The following is a 24,771-nucleotide window of genomic DNA, read 5'->3' as shown; positions in this document are numbered from 1 at the left end:
CCGGCCTAGCGGACCATCGGCCGGTCCTCGTCCGACGGCTTGTGCGCGGGCGGGGTGCGGGACAGGAACAGGCCGAACACCGGCGGCTGGGCCTGGAGCAGTTCCAGCCGGCCGCCGTCGGCCTCCGCGAGGTCACGGGCGACCGCGAGCCCGATCCCGGTGGAGTTCCGGCCACTGATGGTCCGCTCGAAGATCCGGTTGCCGAGGTCGGCGGGCACCCCGGCCCCCTCGTCCGTCACCTCGACGACCGCCTGGTTGCCGGTGACCCTGGTCCGCAGCGCGACCGTGCCGCCCCCGTGCATCAGCGAGTTCTCGATCAGCGCGGCCAGCACCTGCGCCACCGCGCCGGGCGTGCCCACCGCGCGCAGATGCCGCTTGCCCGAGCTGACGATCGCCCGGCCCGCACTGCGGTAGGCGGGCCGCCACTCGGCGAGCTGCTGCTGGATGACCTCGTCCAGGTCGAAGGAGACGGCGGAGCCGGTGCGCGGGTCACGCGAGTTCGTCAGCAGCCGCTCGACGACGTCCGTCAGCCGCTCCACCTGCGTGAGCGCCACGTTCGCCTCCTCCTTCACGATGTCCGGGTCGTCGGTGAGGGTGATCTCCTCCAGACGCATGGACAGCGCGGTCAGCGGAGTGCGCAGCTGGTGCGACGCGTCGGCGGCGAGGCGCCGCTCGGCGGTGAGCATCCGCCCGATCCGCTCGGCGGAGGAGTCCAGCACATCGGCGACCCGGTCCAGCTCCGGGACGCCGTACCGCTTGTGGCGCGGGCGCGGGTCGCCCGACCCCAGCCGCTCCGCGGTCTCGGCCAGGTCGGTCAGCGGGGACGCCAGCCGGTTGGCCTGCCGGATGGCCAGCAGTACGGCGGCGATCACCGCGAGCAGCGCGACGGCCCCGATGATCAGCAGCGTACGGCCGACCTCCCGGGTCACCGTCGACCGCGGCTCCTGGACGGTGACCGTCTCACCCTCCTCGCCGTCGGCCGTGTAATGGATCACATCGCCCTCGGGCTTCGCCCCGAGCTCGATCGGCGCCTTCCCCGGGATCCGGATGACGGCGTACTGATCCTTGCCGACCTGACTGCGCAGTATCTCCGCGGTGATGTTCTCGTCCCCGAGAATCCGGCTGTCGACGATGCTGGCAAGCCGAAGCGCCTCGGAGTCGACCCGCTCCTGGGCACTGTTGCTGATCGTCCGCGACTCGACGATCACCAGGGACACGCCGAAGACGGCGATGACGACGAGAACAACGGCGAGGGTGGACTGGATCAGACGACGGCGCACGACACTCTCCGGGAAACGGCCACTTCAGCGCCCCGAAGGGGCGCGGGGAACTGCGCGACCAGCCCACGACGACGGCCGGTCGCGCACACCACACAAGCCACCCACGGCGTAACGCGCGTAGCCGACCTAGCTCTTCTCGAACCGGAACCCGACACCACGCACCGTGGCGATGTACCGAGGGTTCGCCGCGTCGTCGCCCAGCTTCTTGCGCAGCCACGAGATGTGCATGTCGAGCGTCTTGGTCGACGACCACCACGTGGTGTCCCAGACCTCCCGCATCAACTGGTCCCTCGTCACCACGCGCCCGGCGTCCCGCACCAGCACCCGCAGCAGGTCGAACTCCTTCGCGGTGAGCTGGAGTTCCTCCTCGCCCATCCACGCGCGATGCGACTCCACGTCGATCCGCACCCCGTGCGTGGCCGGCGGCTGCGCGGGCTCCGCGGCACCGCGCCGCAGCAGCGCCCGCACCCGGGCGAGCAGTTCGGCGAGCCGGAACGGCTTGGTCACGTAGTCGTCGGCGCCCGCGTCCAGGCCGACGACGGTGTCCACCTCGTCGGCCCGCGCGGTCAGGATGAGGATCGGCACGGCGTGGCCCTCGGCCCGCAGCCGGCGCGCGACCTCCAGGCCGTCCATGCCGGGCAGCCCGAGGTCCAGCACGACCAGATCGATGCCGCCCTGCATTCCGGCGTCGAGCGCGGTCGGTCCGTCCTCGCGCACCTCGACCTCGTAACCTTCCCGGCGCAGTGCGCGGGCCAGCGGCTCCGAGATGGACGCGTCGTCCTCGGCGAGCAGTACACGGGTCATGAGGTGATGGTAGTCCGCTTACGCGCAGTACTGGAGTGTGATCGGCACCCGGGATTCTTACCTTGGGGCACAGTGGTACGAACCTATGGGCGACAGGTGAGATCGTAGGACGGACCTTCGAAACCGCGCGCGCGGTTCCCCCGACACCTGTGATCCGTGTCTCAAGTCCTTCCATATCCGGCAGTGTCCTGACGTACAGTGACGTGAACGCCTGTAGTACACCCGGGGACCTTTGGTGGGCATCTTGACGCTGAAGGTCTCTTTTGTGTGCGGGCTGGCCTGCCAGCCTCGAAAGGAATGACCTCTGGCCGGGCTCCGGACGCGACACAGCGTCACGGGGCGTGGATCCCGGTGGTCGCCGTCCGCCGCCCCGTGATCCGGGGCGGGCTCCCCCTGGGCGTGGGGTGGACGGTCCGACCCGCCGGTGCCGGCCGCTCCCCCCACGGGCGCGCACAGCCCCACCGCGCGCTCCGACCAGCAAGGAACGACCATGGCGTCCAGCCTGACGAAGGACTCGGTCCGACCGGGCACCCCCGGTTCCGAGAAGACCTTCTTCGGCCACCCCCGCGGACTGGCCACTCTCTTCATGACCGAGATGTGGGAGCGATTCTCCTACTACGGCATGAAGGCCCTGCTCCCGCTGTACCTGGTCGCTCCCGGCGGCCTGCACATGAGCGCGGCCACGGCGACGGCGATCTACTCCGTGTACCTGTCGCTCGTGTACCTGCTCGCCCTGCCGGGCGGCTGGTTCGCCGACCGTGTCCTCGGCCCCCGCAAGACGGTCGCCGTCGCGGGCGCGATCATCATGCTCGGCCACCTGACGCTGGCGCTGCCCAGCTCCGGCACCTTCTTCGCCGGCCTCGGCCTGGTCGCCATAGGTTCCGGTCTGCTGAAGGCCAACATCTCCACGATGGTCGGCCACCTGTACGACGGTCCGGACGACCCGCGCCGTGACGGTGGCTTCACGCTCTTCTACATCGGCATCAACCTGGGCGCGTTCGCCGCGCCGCTGGTCATCGGCACGGTCGGCGAGAACTACAACTGGCACCTCGGCTTCGCGCTGGCCGCGGTCGGCATGGCGCTGGGCCTCGCCCAGTTCCTGCTCGGCACCCGCCACCTGAGCTCGCGTTCGGACATCGTCCCCACCCCGCTGTCCGACGCGGAGAAGAAGGCGACGCTGACGAAGGCCGGCTTCTGGGCCGCCGTCGCGGCGGTCTTCTACGTCGTCGTCGGTGTCTCCGGCGTCTACACCCTGAACTGGCTGCTGGTCCCGATCACCATCGCCGGTCTGGTGATCCCGGTCGTCGTCATCGGCCGCATCAAGCGGGACAAGGACCTGGACCGCGCCGAGCAGTCCAAGATGAGCGCCTACATCTGGTTCTTCGTGGCCGCCGCCGTCTTCTGGATGATCTACGACCAGGGCGGTTCGACCGTCTCCCTGTTCGCCGACGCCTCCGCGAAGAACACGATCTTCGGCTGGAACTTCCCGGTCTCCTGGTACCAGTCGGTCAACCCGGTCATGATCATGGCGTTCGCGCCGGTCTTCGCCTGGGCGTGGCTGGCGATGGCCCGCCGGGGCAAGGAGCCGAGCACGGCCGTGAAGTTCGCCGGTGGTCTGGTGCTGATCGGCGCGTCGTTCTTCCTGTTCCTCGCGCCGCTGTCGATCGCCGACGGTGGTCACAAGGCCGCGGCGATGTGGCTGGTCGGGATCTACTTCGTGCAGACCGTGGGTGAGCTGATGCTGTCCCCGGTGGGTCTGTCGGTCACGACGAAGATGGCTCCGGCGAAGTACGCGTCCCAGATGATGGGTGTGTGGTTCCTCGCGGTCACCGCGGGCGACGCGACGACCGGGCTGCTGTCCATCGCGGGCGTCGACCTCAACAAGACGGGGATCGTGGCGTTCCAGGCGGTGCTGGCGGTGCTGGCCGGTGTGGCCGTGTGGATGTACCGGAAGAAGGTACGCGAGCTCATGGGCGACGTTCACTGATCGTCTTCTGACGGAGGGCCACCGCATCTTTTGGATGGGGTGGCCCTCGTGCGTTTTCGGCAATCGGTTGTGTGTGGCTGGTCGCGCCCACGCGGCGGAGCCGCACATCAGATGCAGCCCCGCGCCCCTAGGGAATTACCTCGTCCTCTTTCGAGGCATGAAGGTGAAGACCGCGCCGCCCAGGAGGATGGCCGTTCCCGCCACCAGGCCCAGGGCCTTCAGTGCGCCGTTGCTGCTGTCACCGGTCTCGGCCAGGCCGCCGCTGCTCGATGACGACGAACCGCCGGAGGTCGTCGTGCTGCCCGACGCGCCGCTCGCCTGTTCCGTGGTGTCGAGGGTCAGGGAGACCTCGGTCTTGGTCGGGGTGCAGGTCGTGGTCGTGCCCAGTGCCTCGACGGTCAGGACGCCCGGCGACAGCGTCGACTCGCCGCTCGCGCCCGGCTTGTAGGTGCCCGTCAGGTCGGGGATCTTGATCGGGTCCCCGGTCTTGATCGCTTCGGAGTTCGTCGGGCCCTCCACGTGGACCGTGCCCGTGTCGGCGCCGCCCAGAACCACCTCCATCGACGGTTTCACCTTGTCCGCCGGGATGTCGGCGGGGCTGTCCATGACCGATCCGTTGAACTGCACGGTGAGGTCGAAACTGCCGCCGTCCTTCTTGGCGTTGATCTGCACCGGCGAGGTCGCGCTCTTGTCGCCGATGGGCGTCTTGCAGGCGTAGGGGATGTCGACCTCCTTGCCCGTGAAGTCGGTCTGGCCGGTGCCGTCGGAGGCGGAGGCCGACGCGGAGGCCGACGCGGACGTGGAGGCGGAGGCCGAGTCGGAGGGGGACGCGGACGCCGACGCCGATGCCGATGCCGAGGTGCTGTCCGACGGGCTCGCCGAGTCGGTCGAACCGGTGCCGGTCACCTCGATCGTGGCCGCCTGCGGCACCGTCCCGGACGGGGTGCACACGGTGTCCGTGCCGTACGCGTTGACCGTGTACGCGTCCGGGGTGAGCGTCACCGAGCCCGGTGACGTCAGTTTCAGCGAGCCCGTCATGTCGGACAGCACCATGTCGCCGCCCTTGGGGATCGCCGGGTTCTCGCGCGGCCCCTGCATCGCGATGTCGGCGGTCTGGGCGCCGGCCGCCTTGACCGTGCCGGACGGCTGGACGGTGTTCGCGGGCAGGTCGATGATGTCCGGGTTCTTGGACGCGGCCTGCACGAACTTCCAGGTGATGTCGACCGTGTCACCGACCTTCGCGGTGGCGGGTGCGGTGATCTCGACCTTGGTGGTGCCGTCGATCGGGTCGGCGACCCCGGCGGGCGGTACGCAGTGGGTGGCGAACGACACCTCGGCCGCCTGTGCGGTCCCGGCGGCCGCGCCCAGCAGGACGCCCGCCCCGCCGAGGACCAGCGCGGCCGCCGCCGCACCCGCTCTGACCGGTGTCACTCTCCTTCGCATGATCATGTGGGTCCCTTCGTGGTGGGAGTCGTAGGACTCGCCGGACTGTCGTCGTGCGGTGCGGAGAGCCGACCGGTGGCCGTGCCCGGATCGGTGTCGGGGGTGAACCACGGCAGGGTCGCGGTGGTGGCGGGGGCGGGTTCCGGCGTGCGCGGGCGCGGCAGACGCAGGGTCGGGCGGTGCATCCCGCGATGGCGGATGCCGCCGGCGCGGGGCGGTCGTACCCGGTCCACCACCGCCATGCCGATGCGGAAGACCGCCGCCGGTACGACCACGCAGAGCAGGATCCAGAAGAGGGTCACGCCCCACGGGCGGCCGACGCCCCAGGGCTGCTCGGCGAGGACCTTGCCGTCGTACTTGAGGGAGACGGTGTAGTCGCCGTGCGCTCCGGCGGAGAGTTCGACGGGCAGTTCGACCCGCGCCTTCTTGCCGGGTGCGAGGGTGCCGCGCCACTGCTGCTCGTCCCACTGCGGGGCGAACACGCCGTGCGAGGTGCCGACTTGGAAGACGGGGTCCTTGAGGGTGCTCGACCCCGCGTTGCCGATGGTGAAGACGAGGGTCCGGGAGGGGGGTGCGCCGAACCAGGTCAGCAGGCCCGAGGAGCCGTCGAGGCGGGTGTCGGTGAGGATGGAGAGACGGCCGCCGGTGGACTCGGCGGGCAGCGCCTTCACGGGGTGTCCGGCGACCTGGAAGACGGCGTCCGCGTCGGCGTCCGCCCCGGTCACGGTGGCCACGTGCACCACGCAGGGGCAGGGCACCGGCGGTTCGGCGACCGGGAGCCGCTTGCTGAAGTGGCCGTCGGCGTCGGTGGTGACGGCCCGGCCGTCGGCGTTGGCACAGGAGTTGGTGCCGCCGATCACGCCCCGGGACGGGCTGGCCTGGCCGCAGATCAGCATCATCAGCAGGGTGTTCGACCGCCAGCCGGTGCCGCTGACCGTGATCGAACCGCCGGTTCCGGCCTGGGACTCGGAGACCTTGACGGCCGGACCGCCGGCCGCCGCCGCCATGGGCGCCGCGGGCGCCAGCAGCAGCGCGCACACCGCCGCCAGTATCAGGACCGCACGCACTCTCACCTCGCCGCTCCCGTCAACTCGACGTCCGTGTCCGTGCCCGTCGTGGGCAGGGCTCCGGCCGACCCGTTCCCGCGCCGCCCGCGCAGTCGTACGACCGTCACGGCGGCCCCCGCCGCCCCGGCCGTCAGCACGCCCGCGGCCCCGGCCACCGCGCCCCAGGGCACGAACCGGGCGCTCGTGCCCGCGGTGTCGTGCGCGCCGCCCGCCGCCGTCGCCGTCAGCCGGACGTCGACCGCGTCCAGGGCCGGGTGGCCGGACCATGGTTCGCTGAGTTCGGTGCGGGTGCCGGGGGCGAGGCGGACCGGGAGGGCGCGCGGCGCCCGGTCCAGCAGGACCCGGCCGAGGAGGCCGTGGGCGCGCACCGCCAGCTTCGGTACGAGCACGGTCGTACCCCTGTTGACCAGCTCGTACGTGATGCGGTCGCCGTGGACGGCGAGGTGTTCGACGGTCAGCGCGGACAGCGTGGGGCCGCCGACCCTGAGGCGGATGCGGACGGTGGCGGTGCGGCCGTCGGTGTCCTTGGCGACCAGCGTGCCGGAGCGGTCGCCGGGGGCGGCGCCGGCCGGGACGGTCATCGTGAAGGGGACCTCGGCGCGGGTGCGGGCCGGGACGCGGATGTCCGGCTCGGCGAAGGTGAGGGGCACGCCGGTGCCCGACAGCCGTACCGTGACCGGCCGTCCGCCGGGGTTGCGCACCGACACGGTGTCCTGGAGGACCGTTCCGGGGGCGCCCTCGGCGTAGACGGACGGGCGGCCGGCGCCCGCGGGCGCGAGGGACCAGCCCTCGGCGGCCGCCGCGCGCGGGGTCGCGGCGAGCAGGGTCAGGACGGTGACGCCGAGGACACGGGCGGCGGACTGGGCGGACGGCATGGGCGGCTCCAGCGGTCGGACCCGGCGGGTCAGCGGCGTACGGTCTGGTTCCGCCGGGTCAGCCAGAGGGTGCCGGCCGCGCCCGCGAGCAGCACGGTGCCGCCGAGGGTGCCGAGGGCGACGAACGAGTCCTCGGGGCCGGTCTTGGGGAGGGTGCCCGCGGAGTCGGCGCCGGTGCCGCCGGAGGACGACGAGCCGGAACCGGTGGAGCCGGATCCCGATGCCGTCACGTCCAACGTCAGGGCGGGGCCGGGGTTGTTGGTGGGGTTGCAGGTCGTCGTCGTGCCGAGCGCCTTGATGGTGAGCGTGCCCGGGGTGAAGGTCACCTTGCCGCTCTTCTCCGGCGTGTAGGTCCCGCTCAAGTCGTTGATCTTGATGGGGGTGTTGGCGGGGATCGCGGCCTGGTTGGGCGAGCCGGTCACGTTCATCGTGCCGCTGTCGGCGCCGCCGAGCTTGATGGTGGCGCTGGGGTTCATCGCGCCCTTGCCGAGTTCGACGGGGCTGGAGGAGACGCCCTTCTGCCAGGACATCGTGATCTTGTAGCCGCTGCCGCTCTTGACGCCCTTGATGTCGATCGGGGAGACGGCGCTCTTGTTGCCGATCGGCGTCTTGCAGGCGTAGTTGACGTCGACGACGGTGGCGTGCGCCGCCGGGGCGGCCAACAGCACCGCCGACCCGGCCAGCGCGGCGGCGGACACGAGCGCGGCGGTTCGCTTGGAGGACGACACGACGGTCCACCTCATTCCTGACGGCGTATCAGATGGGCCGTCAAGGTACGCCGGGGCTCATGAGGAGGGAAGAGAAAGGGCGTGGCGGAAGTGTGGGGATGCCAAACGCCCCGTCAGGGGCGCGGGGAAACTGCGCGACCAGCCCCCACCGACCCGCAGCCGCGCACGAACACCAGGCCGCTGCCTCTTAGGCAGGTGCCCCCAACTCCGCCCAAACGGTCTTCCCGGCCGCCCCTGGCGTCCGTACGACCCCCCAGTCCAGACACAGCCGCTGCACGATGAACATCCCGTGCCCACCCGGCCGCCCCGCCCGATGCGGCGTCCGCGGCGCCGGCTGCCCGGCCCCCCGGTCGGACACCTCCACCCGGATCACCTTGTTGTCGCAGGCCAGGAACAACTCATCCGGCCCCTCCGCATGGAGACACGCGTTGGTGACGAGCTCGGAGACCACGAGCAGCACATCCTCGGCGGCCGCCCGCCGGTCGGCGGTGGCCGCCGGCAGCCACCCCCACGCGTACAGCGCCTGCCGGGCGAAGTCGCGGGCGAGTGGCACGACCCCGCTCTCGCCGTCGAGACGGATCCTGCGGACCTGACGACCCCCCGACGAGGCGGACGGCGTCCCGGACGCCGTCCCCTCGGACATCCCGGAAGCGCCGCTGGGCTCCGGGCCGCGGTCGCCCGGCGGGTAAGGCCGGGTGGTGCTCATCAGCGCTTCACCTCACCGTTTCACCGGTTCACGATTCAAAGAGTTCGCGTGCTGCAGTGTCGTACGGACCCGTCGGCATGAGCCACTCAAGCGTGGCCGGGTGGGTCGCCAACAGATCCAGAATCTCTCCTGCCCGACCGATCCGCCGGAACACCCCCCGGTTCCGGACGCCGGGCCCGGGCTCAGCCCTTGTCGCCGGTTTCGTCGGCCAGGGCCGCCTCGACGGAGTCGTGGACGGTGAAGACCGCCTCGGCCCCGGTGATCTCGAAGACCCGGGCGACGACGGGCAGCATCCCGGCGAGGTGCACCCCGCCACCGGCGGCCTCGGCCCGCAGCCGGGCGCCGAGCAGCACGTTCAGCCCGGTGGAGTCGCAGAACTCAAGGCGTGAGCAGTCGACGACAAGGCGTGAGAAGCCTTTGTCGAGGAGATCGTCGAGCGGCTCGCGCAGCAGATCGGCGGTGTGGTGATCGAGCTCACCCGCCGGAATCACGACGGCGCTGGAGCCCTCTTCCCGCACCTCCACCAGCAGCCGGCCCGACTGTGCGCTGCCGACCGTCCCGTGGTCCATTGCCGTCTCTCTCCCGAGGTCGTGACCGCTTCTGCCACCGTCTGACCGATGTCTGACGATGCCCACCGATGTCCGCCGAACGCCGTGTCGACGCCCTCGAACATTACGCCTTCTGCACGCAACCCGACACCCGAACAACCTCTCAAATCCGGACACATGCCAATAGAACGGACTTGCGAGTGGCTCGGCGGAGCGGGTAGGGCTAGTAGGGACACGCAAACCGACACGGCCGGCTTTGGAGGCGCCGCACACCGCAGTGCACGCACGGCTTCGGCAGCCTTATGCCGAGAACGATGGAGGACACCATGTCACCCCGGCTCGACGCATCGCATACCCGGACGGCGACGTCGACACCCCCACCGGAACAACTGGATGCCATCGAGGGCAGTGTCGCGGGGCTCGGACTCCCCGAGATCCCCCCGTACGACGAGGTCGGCGCGGTCGACGCGCGAGCCCTGTCCAAGACCCTCTTCGAGCGGCTGGAGTCGCTGGAGGAAGGCACGTACGAGTACGCGTACGTCCGCAACACCCTCGTCGAGCTGAACCTCGCGCTGGTCAAGTTCGCCGCCTCCCGCTTCCGCTCGCGCAGCGAGCCGATGGAGGACATCATCCAGGTCGGCACGATCGGCCTGATCAAGGCGATCGACCGCTTCGAGCTGTCCCGCGGTGTCGAGTTCCCCACCTTCGCGATGCCGACGATCATCGGCGAGATCAAGCGTTTCTTCCGCGACACGTCGTGGTCGGTACGGGTCCCGCGCCGCCTCCAGGAGCTCCGCCTCGACCTCGCGAAGGCGGGCGACGAACTGGCCCAGCAGCTGGACCGCGCCCCCACCGTCGCGGAGCTGGCCGAACGCCTCGGCCTCTCCGACGACGAGGTCGTCGAGGGCATGGCCGCCTCCAACGCGTACACCGCCTCCTCCCTGGACGCGCAGCCGGAGGAGGACGAGTCCGAGGGCGCCCTCGCGGACCGCATCGGCTACGAGGACCACGGCCTCGAAGGCATCGAGTACATCGAGTCCCTGAAGCCGCTGATCGCCGAACTCCCGTCCAGGGACCGGAAGATCCTCTCCCTCCGCTTCGTCGCGGGCATGACCCAGTCGGAGATCGGCGACGAACTCGGCATCTCCCAGATGCATGTGTCCCGGCTGCTCTCCCGGACGCTGGTGCAGCTGCGCAAGGCGCTGACGCTGGAGGAGTGAGCCGGGTCGGCGGTCGTACCGCCGGGGCGACGGGGGGACCCCGCGCCCCGGCCCGCCACGTCTTTGGCCAAAGCTCCACGCGCAGCGGCACCCACGCCCCAAACTGGCCGGTACGTCAGCAAGGATGCCCGGCGACAAGGGGTGCACGATGGTCCAGGACAACCCGCCCTCGGACGCGCGCCTGACCGAACTCCTGCGCACCCCCACCGCCACCGCGTACCCCGCGCTCCAGGAACTCCGCGGCCGCCACCACGCCGCGGTGCTCGCCTACGCCCGCCTCTGCACGGCCGGCGACGCGGCGGCCCGCCGGCTGACCGCGGACACCTTCACCACCGCCGCCCGCGAGATCGCGGGCGGCGCCGAGCCGGTCGTCCCGCTCCGCCACCATCTGCTCCTGCTGACCGCCCGGCTGGCCGCCGACTGGTCGCACGACGAGCGCTCCGCCGCCCTGGACCCCACCTTCCTCCTGGTCCTCAACTCCTCCGGCACCGGCGGCGCCCCGACCCCGCCCCTGCTGCCGGCGTTCCAGTCCCTGCCGTCCCGCTCCCAGGGCCTCATCTGGTACGACGTCGTGGACCGCGAACCCCGCGCCCTGACCGTCGCCCACCTCGGCCTGACCCCCGAGGACGTCCGCCACGGCACCCCGCCCGCCCTGCACTCCCTGGCCCAGGCCTGTCTGCGCACCCGGCTGGCCGCCTCCGACGACCCCCGCTGCGCGGACTTCCGCCGCCTGATCGAGGAGTCGGTACGCCCGGAGAACCCCCGGTACAGCACCGACCTGCACGCGCACATGGCGCACTGCCCGCACTGCACGGCGGCGTTCGAGGACCTCACCGCGCTGCGCGACACCCCGCGCGAGACGCTGGCGGAGGGGCTGCTGCCCTGGGCCGGAACCGCGTACGTACGACACGACGCCCCGCCGGCGCCGCCCGCCGACCCCCTGCCGCCGCACCGGCGCCGGCCCCCGTCCCGCCGTCTCCTGCTGACCTCCACGGCCCTGGCCGCGGCCCTGATCCCGCTGCTCCTCTACCTCCTGACCCGCCCGGACGCCCAGGCCCGGACCGGGACGGCCGCGACACCACCGCCCACGAGCCCCCAGGTGACCGTGACGGCGACGACGACCGTGTCTCCCACGGAGGCTCCTTCGCCGTCGCCGTCCCTCGTGCCCCCCACGTCCAGTGCTATGTCACACAGCGCGACCCCCACCCCGACCCCGTCCCCCACACCGAAGCCCCCGGGCGCCGCCTACACCCAGATCGTGAACGCCGCCACCGCCCGCTGCCTGGACGTCCTCGACGCCGACTTCGACAACGGCACCGACGTCGTCACGGCCCCCTGCTCCGGCTCCGCCACCCAGCGCTGGCGCGTCGACGAGTCCCGGGGCGTCCTGCAGTCCGCCGAGGACCCCGACTTCTGCCTGGACAGCCGGGGTTCGGTCGACAACGGCGTCGGCATCTGGCAGTGCTCCTCGGTCGACGGCGACCACGGCATCAACCTCCGCTTCACCGTGACCCCCGACGGCGAGATCCGCCCGGCCATCGCCCTGGAGACGGCCCTCACCCCGAACGGCGACGACCAGCTCTCCCTGGACCGGGTCACCGACAGCACCCCCCAGCACTGGCGGGCGGGGGCGCGCTGACTCAGCCGGCGACCCGTACGCCCCGCCGCCACACCCCGCTGACCAGGGGAACGCCCGGCCGGTAGGCCAGGTGGACGTGGCTCGGGGCGTCGAGGAGGGTCAGGTCGGCGTACGCGCCGGGGGTCAGGCGGCCGATGTCGTCCCGCCTCAGGGCCTGCGCGCCGCCCGCCGTCGCCGACCAGACCGCCTCGTCCGGGGTCATGCCCATGTCCCGTACCGCCAGGGCGACGCAGAAGGGGACGGAGGAGGTGAAGGAGGAGCCCGGGTTGCAGTCCGTGGAGAGGGCGACGGTGACGCCCGCGTCGAGGAGGCGGCGGGCGTCCGGCCACTCGGCCCGGGTGGAGAACTCGGCGCCGGGGAGGAGGGTGGCGACGGTCCGGCCGTGGGCGAGGGCGTCCACGTCGGCGTCGGTCAGGTGGGTGCAGTGGTCGGCGCTGGCCGCGTCCAGTTCGACGGCCAGCTGGACTCCGGGGCCGTAGGAGAGCTGGTTGGCGTGGATGCGCGGGGTCAGGCCCTTGGCCCGGCCGGCCGTGAGGATCGCGCGGGCCTGGTCGCCGTCGAAGGCGCCCTTCTCGCAGAAGACGTCGATCCAGCGGGCGTGGGGGGCGCAGGCGTCCAGCATCTCGCCGGTGACGAGGGAGACGTAGGCGGCCGGGTCGTCGGCGTAGTCCGGGGAGACGATGTGGGCGCCGAGGTAGGTGACCTCGTCGGTGTGGAGCGCGGCGATGCGCAGGGCCCGTGCCTCGTCCTCGACCGTCAGGCCGTAGCCCGACTTGGTCTCGAAGGTGGTGGTGCCCTGGCGGAGGGCCTCGGCGAGGTAACGCGTGAGGTTCCGCTCCAGTTCCTCGTCCGTGGCCGCCCGGGTCGCCGCGACCGTCGTCCGGATGCCGCCGGCCGTGTACGAGCGGCCGGACATGCGGGCGTTGAACTCCTGGGTGCGGTCGCCCGCGAAGACCAGGTGGGAGTGCGAGTCCACGAAGCCCGGCAGCACCGCCCGGCCGCCCGCGTCGACCCGGTTGTCAGTGGCGGGTGCTTTGCTGGATTCACCGGTCCACACGACACGGTCGCCGTCGATGACGACGGCCGCGTCCTGGATCAGACCGAGAGGGGAGTTGTCACCGAGGGAGGGGTCGTTGGTGACCAGCGTGGCGATGTTGGTGATGACGGTGCTGCTGCTCATGGGGGCCTCGTCGGAGTCCTTGTGGGGGCTGGTCGTCAGGTGCGGAGCGCCTCGACGGCCCGCGCGAGGGCCTGGGGCACATCGGATACGAGGGTGTGCGCGCCGTCCCGTACGACGTGGCGGCCCGCGACGACCGTGTGCCGTACGTCCGCTGCCGTCGCCGCGAATACGGCCGTCTCGGCGCCGAGCCGCGGCACCGGTCCCGCTGTTCTGACCGAGTCGAGCGCGATCGTCGTGAGGTCGGCGAGCATGCCGGTCTCGATGGCGCCCGCGTCGTTCCAGCCGAGGGCGGCGTGGCCGTCGGCGGAGGCGGCGCGCAGCAGGGCGGCGGCCGTCCAGTGGCCCCGGGTGCGGGTGCGCAGCCGCTCGTTCAGCTCCATCGCGCGGGCCTCTTCGAGCAGGTCGATGACGGCGTGGCTGTCGGAGCCGAGGGAGAGCGGGGAGCCCGCGCGCTGGAGGGCGACGGCCGGTCCGATGCCGTCGGCCAGGTCGCGCTCGGTCGTCGGGCACATGCAGGTGCCGGTGCCGGTGCCGCCGAGCAGGGCGATGTCCTCGTCGGTGAGGTGGGTGTTGTGGACGCCGGTGGTGCGGGGGCCGAGGACGCCGTGGTCGGCGAGCAGCCGGGTGGGGGTGACGCCGTGGGCGGCCAGGCAGGCGTCGTTCTCCGCCGTCTGCTCGGAGAGGTGCACGTGCAGCGGGGCCCGCCGCTCCTCCGCCCAGCGGGCCACGGTCGCCAACTGGCCCGCGGGCACCGCCCGTACGGAGTGGATCGCCGCTCCGATCCGTGCGTGATCCCGTTCCTTGAGAACTGAACAGCGTTCGGCCCAGGCCTCCGCGCTGCCGTCGGAGAAGCGGCGCTGGTGGGCGTTGGGCGGCTCGCCGAAGCCCGCGGACAGATACGCGGTGTCCAGGAGGGTGATGCGGATACCGGCGTCGGCGGCGGCCGCGATCAGCGCCTCGCCCATGGCGTTGGGGTCGGCGTACCGGGTGCCGTCGGGGGCGTGGTGCACGTAGTGGAACTCGCCGACGCAGGAGATGCCCGCGAGCGCCATCTCGGCGTACACCGCGCGGGCGAGGGCGTGGTAGGTGTCCGGGGTCAGCCGGTCGGCGAAGGAGTACATCAGCTCGCGCCAGGTCCAGAAGGTCCCGGAGCCGACCTGGACGGTGGAGCGCAGGGCGCGGTGGAAGGCGTGCGAGTGGGCGTTCGCCAGCCCGGGGAGGGTGAGACCGCGCAGGATCTCGGCGCCCGGCGGCGGCGCGGGGACCTCCGTCCGCACGGCGGTGACGCGGCCGTCGGCCACCTCCACGGCGACGCCCGGCTCGACACAGGTGCCCAGCCAGGCGTACTCCAACCAGTACGTCGTCCGTGTCGTCACGCGCGGGCCAGCCCTTCCAGTACGTCGGCGAGCGCGCTCACCCCGGCCACGCAGTCGTCCTCGGCCGCGAACTCGGCCGGGGAGTGCGAGACGCCGGTGGGGTTGCGCACGAACAGCATGGCGGTCGGGATGCTCCCCGAGAGGATCCCGGCGTCGTGTCCGGCACCGGTGCCCAGGACGGGCACGGTCAGGCCGGTGTCCCGGCCGAGGATGCGGCCCAGCTCGTCGCGCAGGGCGTGGTCGAACTCGACGACCGGGGTGAAGGACTCCCGGACCACGTCAAGATCGATGCCGTGCGCCTCCGCGTACTCCCGGGCCGCCTTCTCGATGCCGCCGACAACGGTGTCGAGGGTGGCCTGGTCGGCGGCGCGGGAGTCGAGCCAGCCGCGCACCAGGGACGGGATGGCGTTGACGCCGTTCGGCTCGACGGCGATCTTGCCGAAGGTGGCGACGGCACCGGCGAGTTCGGCCTCGCGGCGGGCGGCGAGCACGGTCTCGGCGTAGGACAGCATGGGGTCGCGGCGGTCGGCCAGCCGGGTGGTGCCGGCGTGGTTGGCCTCGCCCCGGAAGTCGAACCGCCAGCGTCCGTGCGGCCAGATGGCACTGGCGACGCCGACCCGGTCCCCGGACAGGTCCAGCGCCCGGCCCTGTTCGACATGGAGCTCGACGAAGGCGCCGATGCGGGCGAGCCGCTCGGGGTCGGCGCCGATGGCGTCGGGGTCGTGTCCGGCGGCCTCCATGGCCCGGGGAAGGCTGACCCCGTCACCGTCGGTCAGCCGGTGCGCCTGCTCGACGGTCAGCTGCCCCGCCGTCAGCCGCGATCCGACGCAGGCGAGCCCGAACCGGGCGCCCTCCTCGTCGCCGAAGTTGACGATGGCGAGGGGACGGGTGAACTCCGCCCCCCGCGCGCGGAGTTCGTCGAGCGCGGCGAAGGAGGACACGACGCCGAGCGGGCCGTCGAAGGCGCCGCCGTCCGGCACGGAGTCCAGGTGCGACCCGGTGACGACGGCGTTGCCGGCGGCGGGGTCACCGAGCCAGGCCCACTGGTTGCCGTTGCGGTCGACCTCGTAGGTCAGTCCGCGCGCCTCGGCCTGCTCCTGGAACCAGGCGCGGCAGTCGGTGTCGGCACCGGTCCAGGCGTAGCGCCGGTAGCCGCCGGAGGCGGAGCTGCGGCCGACCGGCAGCAGCTCCGCCCACATGCTGTGGAAGGTCACGCGTCGTCACCTTCACGCATCGGCACGCGCACGCCCCGCTCCTGCGCGACCGACTCCGCGATGTCGTACCCGGCGTCGACGTGCCGGATGACGCCCATCCCGGGGTCGTTGGTGAGCACGCGGCGGATCTTCTCGCCGGCCAGCTTCGTACCGTCGGCGACGGTCACCTGTCCGGCGTGGATGGAGCGGCCCATGCCGACCCCGCCGCCGTGGTGGATGGAGACCCAGGAGGCGCCGGAGGCCACGTTGACCATGGCGTTGAGCAGCGGCCAGTCGGCGATCGCGTCGGAGCCGTCGAGCATGGCCTCGGTCTCGCGGTAGGGGGAGGCCACCGAGCCGCAGTCGAGGTGGTCGCGGCCGATGGCCAGCGGTGCGGCCAGCTCGCCGCTCGCCACCATGTCGTTGAAGCGCTCGCCGGCCTTGTCCCGCTCGCCGTAGCCGAGCCAGCAGATGCGCGCGGGCAGGCCCTGGAAGTGGACCCGCTCCTGGGCCATCTTGATCCAGCGGCTGAGGGACTCGTTCTCCGGGAAGAGGTCGAGGATGGCCTTGTCGGTCTTGGCGATGTCGGAGGCCTCGCCGGACAGGGCGGCCCAGCGGAAGGGGCCCTTGCCCTCGCAGAAGAGGGGGCGGATGTAGGCCGGGACGAAGCCGGGGAAGGCGAACGCCCGCTCGTAGCCCGCGAGCTGTGCCTCGCCGCGGATGGAGTTGCCGTAGTCGAAGACCTCGGCGCCGGCGTCCATGAAGCCGACCATGGCCTCGACGTGCCTGGCCATGGACTCGCGGGCGCGGGTGGTGAAGCCCGCCGGGTCCTTGGCGGCGGCGTCGGCCATGTCCTCGAAGGCGACGCCGACCGGCAGGTACGACAGCGGGTCGTGGGCGGAGGTCTGGTCGGTGACGATGTCGATCGGGGCGCCCTCGGCGAGCATCCGCGGCAGCAGCTCGGCCGCGTTGCCGAGCAGGCCGATGGAGAGCGGGCGGCGGGCGTCGCGGGCCTCGGTGGCCAGCTGGAGGGCGTGCTCCAGGCTGTCGGCCTTCACGTCGAGGTAGCGGTGCTCGATACGGCGCTCGATGGCGCGCGGGTCGCAGTCGATGCAGATCGCGACGCCGTCGTTCATCGTCACGGCGAGCGGCTGGGCGCCGCCCATGCCGCCGAGGCCGGCGGTGAGGGTGATGGTCCCGGCGAGGGTGCCGTTGAACTTCTTCGCGGCGACGGCGGCGAAGGTCTCGTAGGTGCCCTGGAGGATGCCCTGGGTGCCGATGTAGATCCAGGAGCCGGCGGTCATCTGGCCGTACATGGTCAGGCCGAGGGCCTCCAGACGGCGGAACTCCTCCCAGTTGGCCCAGTCGCCGACCAGGTTGGAGTTGGCGATGAGGACGCGCGGGGCCCACTCGTGGGTCTGCATCACGCCGACCGGGCGGCCGGACTGGACCAGCATGGTCTCGTCCTGCTTGAGGGTGCGCAGGGTGCGGACCATCGCGTCGAAGGAGCGCCAGTCGCGGGCGGCCTTGCCGGTGCCGCCGTAGACGACGAGCTTGTCGGGGTGTTCGGCGACCTCGGGGTCGAGGTTGTTCTGCAGCATCCGCAGGGCGGCTTCCTGCTGCCATCCCAGGGCGCTCAGTTCCGTACCGCGCGGCGCTCGTACGGGGCGGGGTCCTGACATGGTCTGCCTCCTGAAGTTTCTGCGGTTATTCACATCCTGGACCGCTGAATAGAACTAGTCAATACATCCGTCCGCCAGCGTGCGCCCGGTCCGGATGTTTGGCTGGACTTATGGGCCTTATCGGTGCGGACGACGACATGTCGGGGAGCGTCGTGGAAGCTAGCGAAGAGATCGAAGAGACCAACGAGATCGACGGGACCGAAGCGGGCGGGGACGACGGTGAGCGGGTCGTGCGGCGGGACGCCGCCGTGCGGGCGGCGGTGGAGCAGGGGCTGCTGGGGCCGGACGCGCCGATCGTAGGCCTGTTGGACGTCACGGGCATCCGTGCCTCGGCCGCGGCGCTGCACCGGGCGTTCGAAGCGGTCGCAGCGCCGGGCACCGCCATCCTGCACGCCTTCGCGGTGAAGGCGAACCCGCTGGTGCCGGTGGTGCGGCTGCTGGCCTCGGAGGGCATCGGCGCCGAGGTGGCGAGCGCGGGCGAGCTGGCGCTGGCCGGGGCGGCCGGGGTGCCGGTGGCGCGGACGGTGTTCGACGCGCCCGCGAAGACCGAGGCGGAGCTGCGCGAGGCGCTGGCGCTCGGCGTGGCCGTGAACGCGGACAACCCGCAGGAGCTGCGGCGGATCGACGCCCTGGTCCGGGGCGGCGGCGCGGGGACCTCCGTCCGCCCGGCGCTCGGGCTCCGGGTGAACCCGCAGATCGGGGCCGGCACCATCGGGTCCACCTCCACCGCCACCGCGACCTCGAAGTTCGGGGTGGGGCTGCGCGACGAGGGGGCCCGGGAGTGGGTGATCCAGGCGTTCGCGGACCGGCCGTGGCTGACGCGGCTGCACGCGCACATCGGCTCGCAGGGGATCTCGCTGTCGCTGCTGGCGCGGGGCGTGGCGGAGACGTACGCGCTGGCCGAGGAGATCAACGCGCGGACCGGCCGGCGGCAGGTCGACACCCTCGACATCGGGGGCGGGCTCTCGGTCAACCTCGCGTCGGAGGTGACGGAGCCGACGTACGCGCAGTACGCGCGGCTGCTCGCGGAGGCGGTCCCGGGGCTGTTCGACGGGCGGTACGGGCTGGTGACGGAGTTCGGGCGGTCGCTGCTGGCCCGGCACGGGACGGTGGTGGCCCGGGTCGAGTACGCCAAGAGCTCCGGCGGGCGGCGGATCGCGGTGACGCACGCGGGGGTGCAGGTGGCGTCGCGGACGGTGTACGTGCCGGGGACCTGGCCGCTCAGGATCGCCGCGTACGACGACAAGGGGCGGCCCAAGGAGGGGCCGGCGGTGGTGCAGGACGTGGCGGGGCCGGCCTGTTTCTCCGGCGACCTGCTCGCCGAGGGACGCGCGCTGCCGCTGCTGGAGCAGGGGGACTTCGCCGTCGCGCTGGACACCGGGGCGTACTACTTCGGCACCCACTACTCCTACAACTCCCTTGCTCGGCCCGGGGTTTACGGCTTCACGCCGGACGGCGACGGGGGCCTGGCGTTCGCCGTCGTACGGGAGCCGCAGACGGTCGCCGAGATCGTGGCCGATTCCGGAGGGGCGCACGCGGACGCGCTCACCACCCTGCGCACTTCCGAGCGCCATTGAGACAGGAGGGACACAGGGATCAACTGGTGTGAAAAGCAGCCCAGTTGACCAACACTAGCCTGCCGGGCGCACGTTCCACTGGAAAATGCCAAACGACTCACCCCTCCCGCACACGATGCGTAGTGTCTGCGTCACTCAACCGGAGTCCCAGGGGGCGGGAGGGGAGCCAGGGTGCCCGGAATCGACGAGTGCTTACTGGAAGCGATGCGTCTGCCCGGTGCCCGGGGGGCCGCGCTGGTGGACTGGACGAGCGGGCTGGCCCTGGGCACGGTCGGGGAGGCACCGGGCGGTGACCACGAGACCACCGCCGCGGAGGCCGCCGAGCTGGCCCGGCTGGCCGCCGAGCACGGGGCGTTCAGCACCGGGGACGACATCGACGTGAGCCCTCCGGTGGAGGACCTGATCGTCAGCAACCGGGACAGCTACCACCTGCTGCGGTTCGTGGTCACGTCCTTCGACGCCACGGTGTTCCTGCACCTGTGGCTGGCCCGCGAGGACGGCAACCTCGCCCTCGCCCGGATCCGGCTCGGCGAGATGGCCGAGCGGCTGGTGCTGGGATGACCGTGGTCGAAACACCTCCGCCGCTGCCGGTCCGGGACCGGGCGGCCGCACCGGACCGGGCGCCCGGCGCGCTCTCCCCGATGCTGATCCGCCTCGCCGAGGAACGGGCCACCGGTGTCCTGATCCGCGAGCACGGCACCCTGCACCTGGCCGAGGGCCGCGTGGTGCACGCCGAGAGCCCGCTCGCCCCCGGCCTCGACGTGCTCCTCACGGCCCACGGCACGCTCGACCCGGCGGTCTGGCCGTGGACCGACGACATACCGGCCGCCGCGCACCGGCTGCTCGCCGCCGGTCTGCTGCCGAGAGGCGCGCTGGAGGTCGCCCGGCTCGGCGCGCTGTTCGACGCCGGGTACTTCGCGCTCGCGCCGAGCAGCACCCCGGGCCGGTTCCGGTACGGCGCCACCTCCGCGGCCGGACCGTTGCCCGCGATCCCCGTCACCGCCCTGGACCGCGAGACCCTGCGCCGGCGCGAGCTGCTGGACCGTCTGTGGCCCGACCCGGCGATGGACGGCGCCCCGCTGATCCGCGCCGACCCCCTCGCACCGCCGCCGGTCACCCTCCGGCAGCGGGCGGTCCTGGACCGGGTGGACGGCGTCCGCACGGCCCCGGAGATCGCCCGCGAGCTGGGCCGGCCGGCCTTCCACACGCTGGTGGACGTACGACGGCTGGCGGCGGCCGGGCTCCTCGTCAAGGGGCGTCCCGTGGCCTCCGCTCCGCCCCGGATCCCCCCGGTCACCGACCCCGACATCGCGCTGCTGAAGAGGCTCAGGGATGCGCTGGAGGCCCTTTGAACGGCACCGCCCCGCCGAGAGGAGACAGCTGATGGCGGCAGAACCCGGCAGCTCCGACAGAGAGGCCGTCCTCGACGAACTGCGCCGGCTGCGCAGCCGGATGCCCCAGCTCACCGGCGCGCTCGCGGCCGGCGTCGACGGCCTCGTCGTCGCCCATGACCTGCCCGGAGTCGACCCGGAGGGCCTCGCCGCGCTGACCGCGGCCGAGCTGGGCGTCGCCGTCCGCGTCTCCGACGCCACCGGCAAGGGCGAACTCAGGGAGCTGCTGGTGCGCGGCGAGGACGGCTATGTCGCCACCTACGCCGCCGGCCGCAGTGCCGTCCTCACCCTGCTCGCCGAGGACCGGGTGAACGTCGGCCGGCTGCACCTGGAGGGGCGGCGCGCCGCCGCCCGGATCGGCGAGCTGGTGGACGCGGCCGAGGACGCCGCCAAGGCCCTGCGGCCCGCCCGCGCCACCACCCCACGGACCAGAACCACGCGCACGCCACGGACCAGCACCACCACCGACGCGCGCACCGCAACCGACAGTTGAGAGGAACCAGAAAGTCATGGCCAACACCGAAACCGCGCTGAAAGAGTGCCTGACCTCCATCGAGGGCGCCACCGGCGTGGCGCTCGTCGACTACACCAGCGGGATGGCGCTGGGCACGATGGGCGGCAGCAAGTCCTTCGACCTGAACGTGGCCGCCGCCGGCAACACCGATGTGATCCGCGCCAAGATGCGCACCATGGAGCACCTCGGCCTCAAGGGCGACATCGAGGACATCCTGATCACGCTCTCCAACCAGTACCACCTGATCCGGCTGCTCAAGGGCCGCGGCGGCAACGGCCTCTTCCTCTACCTGGTCCTCGACCAGGCCCGCGCCAACCTGGCGATGGCCCGCCACCAGCTGAAGCGGATCGAGGAGGACCTGGAGGTCTAGAAGACCTTCAGACCAGCGCCGCGGTGTGCCGGCGGGACCCGCCCGGGGCCGCGTCGCCCGCCGCGATGCCGGTGCCGCGGTAGGCCTTGACGGTCTTGCCGGCCGGGCGGCCGCCGCGCTGGTCGAGCCAGTCGACGCGCAGCCACATCAGCTGCTCCTCGGCCCTCTCCCGGCGGCCGAGCCAGGCCGCCTTCAGCCGCAGCCCGGTGCCGGTCCCGGCGAGCAGCATGCCGCCCGCGGCGGGCACCGCGAAGGAGCTGCCGAGCGCGACGGCGAAGGCCAGCAGCAGCCACCAGCGGTGCCCCCGGCGCCAGTTGCGCACGGTCACCGCCCGGTCCTGGAGGACGTCGTGCTTCCCGGCCCGGGCGGCGCCGTGCAGCAGCGCGGTGTACCGCTTGCGGCGGGTGAGCGCCACGACGGCGGCGCCGACGAGGAACAGCGCGGCCCCGGCCAGCACCCCGATCCGCCGCCCGGTGATCCCCGGGGGCAGCACGCCGACGCCGGCCGCGAACACCCCGGACCACCACAGCGGCGCGGCCCCGGCCCGTACGACCACGGCCACCCGGGCCAGCCCCTGTCCGCCGCGCCCCTCTCGTCCCGCACGCGCCATGCCCGCTGCCTCCTCGCCGGTCTCGTCCCTGTCCGTGGGGTGGGACGCTAACCAGCGAACGTGAGACGAGTCTTAAAGCCGGGCCGGGCGCGCAGGCTCACTCCACGAAGAGGCCCCGCGCCGCCGCCCGGGTGTCGAACTCCTCCAGGCGCGCCTGCGCGTCCGGCAGGTCGTCGCACATCGCCTCCAGCAGCACCCGGCCGAGCAGCATCGGCGCGCACGCGGTGTCGAAGGCGAGGCCGGTGCCGACGGCGGCGGGCAGCAGCAGGTCGGAGACCTTGGCCACCGGCGCGAACGCGGAGTCGGCGACGGTCACGACGGTCAGCCCGGCCTCCTTGGCATAGCCCAGGGTGTCCACGACCTCGCGCGGATGCCGGGGCAGCGCGAAGCACAGCAGGGTGGAGGCGCCGGCGAGGACGGCCGCGTCGATCCGGTCGTGGATCATCGTGCCGCCCTCGTTGAGCAGCCGGACGTCCGGGTGCACCTTGGCGGCGAAGTACGCGAAGCCGTACGCCTGGGAGGCGGCGGCGCGCAGCCCGAGGACCGGGAGCGGCCGGGAGGCGGCCAGCAGCCGTCCCGCCTGCTGCACCGGGCGCGGGTCGGCGAGCACCTCGGCCAGGTGCCGCAGGTTCTCGATCTCGGCCTCGACGGCCTGCTGGTACTCGTTGTACGACCCGTTGCCCGCCGTCTGCTCGGGGGGCACGACCTCGCGCAGGTGCCTGCGCAGCGCCGGGTAGCCGTCGAAGCCGAGGGCGACCGCGAACCGGGTGACGGAGGGCTGGCTGACCCCGGCCAGGTCCGCCAGCTCCACGCTGGACAGGAACGGCACGTCGGCGGCGCGCCGCACCATGCTGTGCGCGATGCGCCGCTGGGTCGGCGTGAGCCGGTGCCCCTCGAAGAGCGCCTGCAAGCGAGTCGCAGGGCTGTCGGTCACGTTCATGACGTGCTCCCCCTCCAGATGTCCGTGAACCGGTCGAGCAGCGCGGCCGCCGCCGTGACGTCGTCCGTGAGCGGCCGGTCGGCCGGGTCCGCCTCCAGCACCGCCTCGGCGAGCTCCAGCGCCCGGCCCGCCCCGAGCCCGGGTTCGGGCCTCAGTTCGCGCTGGCGCAGCGCCCGTACGGCGGCGACGAGTTCGCAGCCGACCACCAGACGGTACGCACGACAGGCGCGCAGCGTTTGACGGGCGGCGAGCGAGGCGAAACTGGCCTGCTCCTCGACGCCTCGGGAGAGTACAGCGTGCCCGAGGGAGGCGGGCGCGGAGAAGGCGCGCAGATCGCCGAGGGCGGCGCCGGCGGCGTACTCCAGGATCATCACGCCGGAGGAGGCGGGCTCCTGGTCGGCGAGGAAGGGGCGCAGGCGGGTGAAGGCGGGCTCGTTGAGGGAGGAGAGGCGGGACGTGGACAGGCGCGCGACCTGGGTGACCGCGAGCCGGAAGTGGTCCAGGGCGAGGGCGAGCTGGGCCTGGTAGAAGCCGCCGTGGTGGTAGGCGGCGAGGTCCTCGGCGGAGATGAGGGGGTTCTCGGCGGCGGCGTTGATCTCGATGGTGAGGACCTGTTCCAGGGCGTCGGCCGCGTCCTGGGCCGGGCCGTGGATCTGGGGCAGGCAGCGGAAGCCGTACGGGTCCTGGATCCGGCCGAGCGGCGGGGTCGGCCGGTCGGCGGCGCCGATCAGCTCCCGCATCCGGCGGGCGACCTCGGCGCTCCCCCGGTGCGGGCGGGCCGCGTGCACGGGGGCCGCGAACGCCTCGTGGGAGCCGTCGACGGCCAGCAGGGACAGGGCCGCCACCACCTGGGTGGCCTCGATCAGGCCGCGCAGCTCGTGCAGGGCGAGCGCCGACTGGCCGAGGGTGAGGGCGTTGCTGCTGATCAGGGCGAGGGCGTCGTTGTTGTCGAGGGGCTGGGGCGCGGGTGCGCCGGCGCCCCGCCAGGGGTGCTCGCCGACCAGCGCGAGGCCCACCTGGGCCAGCGCCGCGATGTCCCCGGTGCCCACCGAGCCGAACTCGTTGACGGCCGGGTACGCGCCCGACTCCAGTGCCTCGCACAGCGCGGTGACCACGCTCGGCCGCAGCCCGGCGCCGCCGGCCAGCAGCTGGTTGGCCCGCACCGCGAGCATGGCGCGGACCTGCCGGGCGGGCAGTTCGTCGCCGATCGCCCCGGCGTGGCTGCGCAGCAGCCGCAGTCCGTGTCCGGCGGCGGCCTCGGTGGGCACGGTCTCGTTCCGGTTGGCGCCGACGCCGGTGGAGCGGCCGTAGACGCGGCCGGTCGCGGCGATCTGCCGGGCGGCGTCCCAGGACTCCTCGGCACGGCGCATCCCGTCCGTGCCGGGGACCGGCCGGGCGGTGCCGTCGGCGAGCCGGACGACGTCCGCGACACCCATGCCGATGCCGTCGAGGACCACCAGGCCAGAGTGTGATGTTCCGAGAGCGTCCACGATACGAGACGACATCACGCCCAAACTCCCCTCAATCCGGACACTCGATCTTGCGTTGCGGTCATCCGTTACCTCGGATTAACGCCAGACCGTTGACAATCCATTCACTTACCGAGAACTCTGCATGACGTTATACAGCCGGGCAAGGGAC

23 protein-coding genes are annotated in these 24,771 nt (G+C 72.5%); 8 read left to right on the top strand and 15 right to left on the bottom strand.

Annotation, left to right across the window (positions count from 1 at the left end; genetic code table 11):
* Positions 1–5 precede the first annotated feature (5 nt).
* Entirely contained in the window at positions 6–1,280 is a 1,275-nt protein-coding gene (locus ACGFZS_RS43665; protein WP_393799801.1) for an ATP-binding protein, read from the bottom strand.
* 126 nt (positions 1,281–1,406) lie between these two features.
* A complete protein-coding gene (locus tag ACGFZS_RS43660) occupies positions 1,407–2,084 on the bottom strand; it encodes a response regulator transcription factor (RefSeq protein ID WP_355717352.1) in 678 nt (225 codons plus the stop codon).
* A gap of 490 nt (positions 2,085–2,574) precedes the next feature.
* On the opposite strand from ACGFZS_RS43660, the gene ACGFZS_RS43655 reads away from it, so the two are divergent.
* Complete coding sequence (locus ACGFZS_RS43655) at positions 2,575–4,071, top strand: oligopeptide:H+ symporter (RefSeq protein ID WP_393799800.1); 1,497 nt, start codon at positions 2,575–2,577, stop codon at positions 4,069–4,071.
* Between the two features lie 135 nt (positions 4,072–4,206).
* Here ACGFZS_RS43655 and ACGFZS_RS43650 read toward each other — a convergent pair whose 3' ends face one another.
* The 6 genes from ACGFZS_RS43650 to ACGFZS_RS43625 all read right to left on the bottom strand — a co-directional run bounded on the left by ACGFZS_RS43650 (position 4,207) and on the right by ACGFZS_RS43625 (position 9,459).
* A complete protein-coding gene (locus ACGFZS_RS43650) occupies positions 4,207–5,520 on the bottom strand; it encodes a hypothetical protein (RefSeq protein WP_393799799.1) in 1,314 nt (437 codons plus the stop codon).
* Positions 5,517–6,521 (bottom strand): neocarzinostatin apoprotein domain-containing protein, encoded by a 1,005-nt coding sequence (locus ACGFZS_RS43645; RefSeq protein ID WP_393799834.1) that lies wholly within the window; start codon positions 6,519–6,521, stop codon positions 5,517–5,519. Before ACGFZS_RS43645 ends, ACGFZS_RS43650 begins: the two co-directional genes overlap by 4 nt.
* A gap of 62 nt (positions 6,522–6,583) precedes the next feature.
* Positions 6,584–7,456 carry a hypothetical protein gene (locus ACGFZS_RS43640; RefSeq protein ID WP_393799798.1) on the bottom strand — a complete coding sequence of 291 codons (873 nt, stop codon included), beginning with the start codon at positions 7,454–7,456 and terminating at the stop codon, positions 6,584–6,586.
* 29 nt (positions 7,457–7,485) lie between these two features.
* Positions 7,486–8,184 (bottom strand): LPXTG cell wall anchor domain-containing protein, encoded by a 699-nt coding sequence (locus tag ACGFZS_RS43635; RefSeq protein WP_393667918.1) that lies wholly within the window; start codon positions 8,182–8,184, stop codon positions 7,486–7,488.
* A gap of 187 nt (positions 8,185–8,371) precedes the next feature.
* Positions 8,372–8,890 (bottom strand): ATP-binding protein, encoded by a 519-nt coding sequence (locus tag ACGFZS_RS43630; RefSeq protein WP_365695378.1) that lies wholly within the window; start codon positions 8,888–8,890, stop codon positions 8,372–8,374.
* Between the two features lie 182 nt (positions 8,891–9,072).
* Positions 9,073–9,459 carry an STAS domain-containing protein gene (locus ACGFZS_RS43625; protein ID WP_359212995.1) on the bottom strand — a complete coding sequence of 129 codons (387 nt, stop codon included), beginning with the start codon at positions 9,457–9,459 and terminating at the stop codon, positions 9,073–9,075.
* A 305-nt stretch (positions 9,460–9,764) separates the two neighbouring features.
* Between ACGFZS_RS43625 and ACGFZS_RS43620 the strand changes: the two genes are divergently transcribed.
* Together ACGFZS_RS43620 and ACGFZS_RS43615 are read left to right on the top strand one after the other, a co-directional pair.
* A complete protein-coding gene (locus ACGFZS_RS43620; RefSeq protein ID WP_393799833.1) occupies positions 9,765–10,658 on the top strand; it encodes an RNA polymerase sigma factor SigF in 894 nt (297 codons plus the stop codon).
* Positions 10,659–10,806: 148 nt separating this feature from the next.
* Complete coding sequence (locus ACGFZS_RS43615) at positions 10,807–12,297, top strand: RICIN domain-containing protein (RefSeq protein ID WP_393799797.1); 1,491 nt, start codon at positions 10,807–10,809, stop codon at positions 12,295–12,297.
* A gap of 1 nt (position 12,298) precedes the next feature.
* Here ACGFZS_RS43615 and hutI read toward each other — a convergent pair whose 3' ends face one another.
* The 4 genes from hutI to hutU are packed head-to-tail and all read right to left on the bottom strand — an operon-like array spanning position 12,299 to position 17,728.
* On the bottom strand, positions 12,299–13,477 hold the full coding sequence (gene hutI / locus ACGFZS_RS43610; RefSeq protein ID WP_393799796.1) for an imidazolonepropionase: 1,179 nt from the start codon (positions 13,475–13,477) through the stop codon (positions 12,299–12,301).
* Positions 13,478–13,512: 35 nt separating this feature from the next.
* Positions 13,513–14,853, bottom strand: a complete 1,341-nt coding sequence (locus tag ACGFZS_RS43605) for a formimidoylglutamate deiminase (protein ID WP_393799795.1) — start codon at positions 14,851–14,853, stop codon at positions 13,513–13,515.
* The gene (locus ACGFZS_RS43600) at positions 14,850–16,067 is read right to left on the bottom strand and encodes an allantoate amidohydrolase (protein ID WP_393799794.1); all 1,218 of its coding nucleotides are present in this window, start codon (positions 16,065–16,067) and stop codon (positions 14,850–14,852) included. Before ACGFZS_RS43600 ends, ACGFZS_RS43605 begins: the two co-directional genes overlap by 4 nt.
* Positions 16,064–17,728 (bottom strand): urocanate hydratase, encoded by a 1,665-nt coding sequence (hutU, locus tag ACGFZS_RS43595; protein ID WP_393799793.1) that lies wholly within the window; start codon positions 17,726–17,728, stop codon positions 16,064–16,066. Before hutU ends, ACGFZS_RS43600 begins: the two co-directional genes overlap by 4 nt.
* Before the next feature lie 137 nt (positions 17,729–17,865).
* Here hutU and ACGFZS_RS43590 point away from each other — a divergent pair, with 137 nt between their 5' ends.
* The 5 genes from ACGFZS_RS43590 (at position 17,866) to ACGFZS_RS43570 (ending at position 21,580) form a co-directional block, all read left to right on the top strand.
* Entirely contained in the window at positions 17,866–19,305 is a 1,440-nt protein-coding gene (locus ACGFZS_RS43590; RefSeq protein WP_393799832.1) for a diaminopimelate decarboxylase, read from the top strand.
* 171 nt (positions 19,306–19,476) lie between these two features.
* Complete coding sequence (locus tag ACGFZS_RS43585; RefSeq protein WP_359212981.1) at positions 19,477–19,866, top strand: hypothetical protein; 390 nt, start codon at positions 19,477–19,479, stop codon at positions 19,864–19,866.
* Entirely contained in the window at positions 19,863–20,657 is a 795-nt protein-coding gene (locus tag ACGFZS_RS43580) for a transcriptional regulator (RefSeq protein WP_393799792.1), read from the top strand. Before ACGFZS_RS43585 ends, ACGFZS_RS43580 begins: the two co-directional genes overlap by 4 nt.
* Before the next feature lie 31 nt (positions 20,658–20,688).
* The gene (locus ACGFZS_RS43575; RefSeq protein ID WP_393799791.1) at positions 20,689–21,189 is read left to right on the top strand and encodes a roadblock/LC7 domain-containing protein; all 501 of its coding nucleotides are present in this window, start codon (positions 20,689–20,691) and stop codon (positions 21,187–21,189) included.
* 16 nt (positions 21,190–21,205) lie between these two features.
* Positions 21,206–21,580 carry a hypothetical protein gene (locus tag ACGFZS_RS43570; protein ID WP_355717317.1) on the top strand — a complete coding sequence of 125 codons (375 nt, stop codon included), beginning with the start codon at positions 21,206–21,208 and terminating at the stop codon, positions 21,578–21,580.
* A 7-nt stretch (positions 21,581–21,587) separates the two neighbouring features.
* Here ACGFZS_RS43570 and ACGFZS_RS43565 read toward each other — a convergent pair whose 3' ends face one another.
* From ACGFZS_RS43565 to ACGFZS_RS43555, 3 genes are all read right to left on the bottom strand, one after another.
* Positions 21,588–22,190, bottom strand: a complete 603-nt coding sequence (locus tag ACGFZS_RS43565; protein WP_393799790.1) for a hypothetical protein — start codon at positions 22,188–22,190, stop codon at positions 21,588–21,590.
* 97 nt (positions 22,191–22,287) lie between these two features.
* A complete protein-coding gene (locus ACGFZS_RS43560) occupies positions 22,288–23,130 on the bottom strand; it encodes a MurR/RpiR family transcriptional regulator (RefSeq protein ID WP_393799789.1) in 843 nt (280 codons plus the stop codon).
* Positions 23,127–24,635 carry an aromatic amino acid ammonia-lyase gene (locus tag ACGFZS_RS43555; protein WP_393799788.1) on the bottom strand — a complete coding sequence of 503 codons (1,509 nt, stop codon included), beginning with the start codon at positions 24,633–24,635 and terminating at the stop codon, positions 23,127–23,129. The genes ACGFZS_RS43560 and ACGFZS_RS43555 overlap by 4 nt, the downstream gene beginning before the upstream one ends.
* Positions 24,636–24,771: the final 136 nt, after the last annotated feature.

The sequence above is a fragment of the Streptomyces sp. NPDC048288 genome, assembly GCF_043201555.1.
In the GTDB taxonomy this organism is placed as follows: Bacteria; Actinomycetota; Actinomycetes; order Streptomycetales; family Streptomycetaceae; genus Streptomyces.
This window is presented reverse-complemented; position numbering and strand designations above follow the sequence as displayed.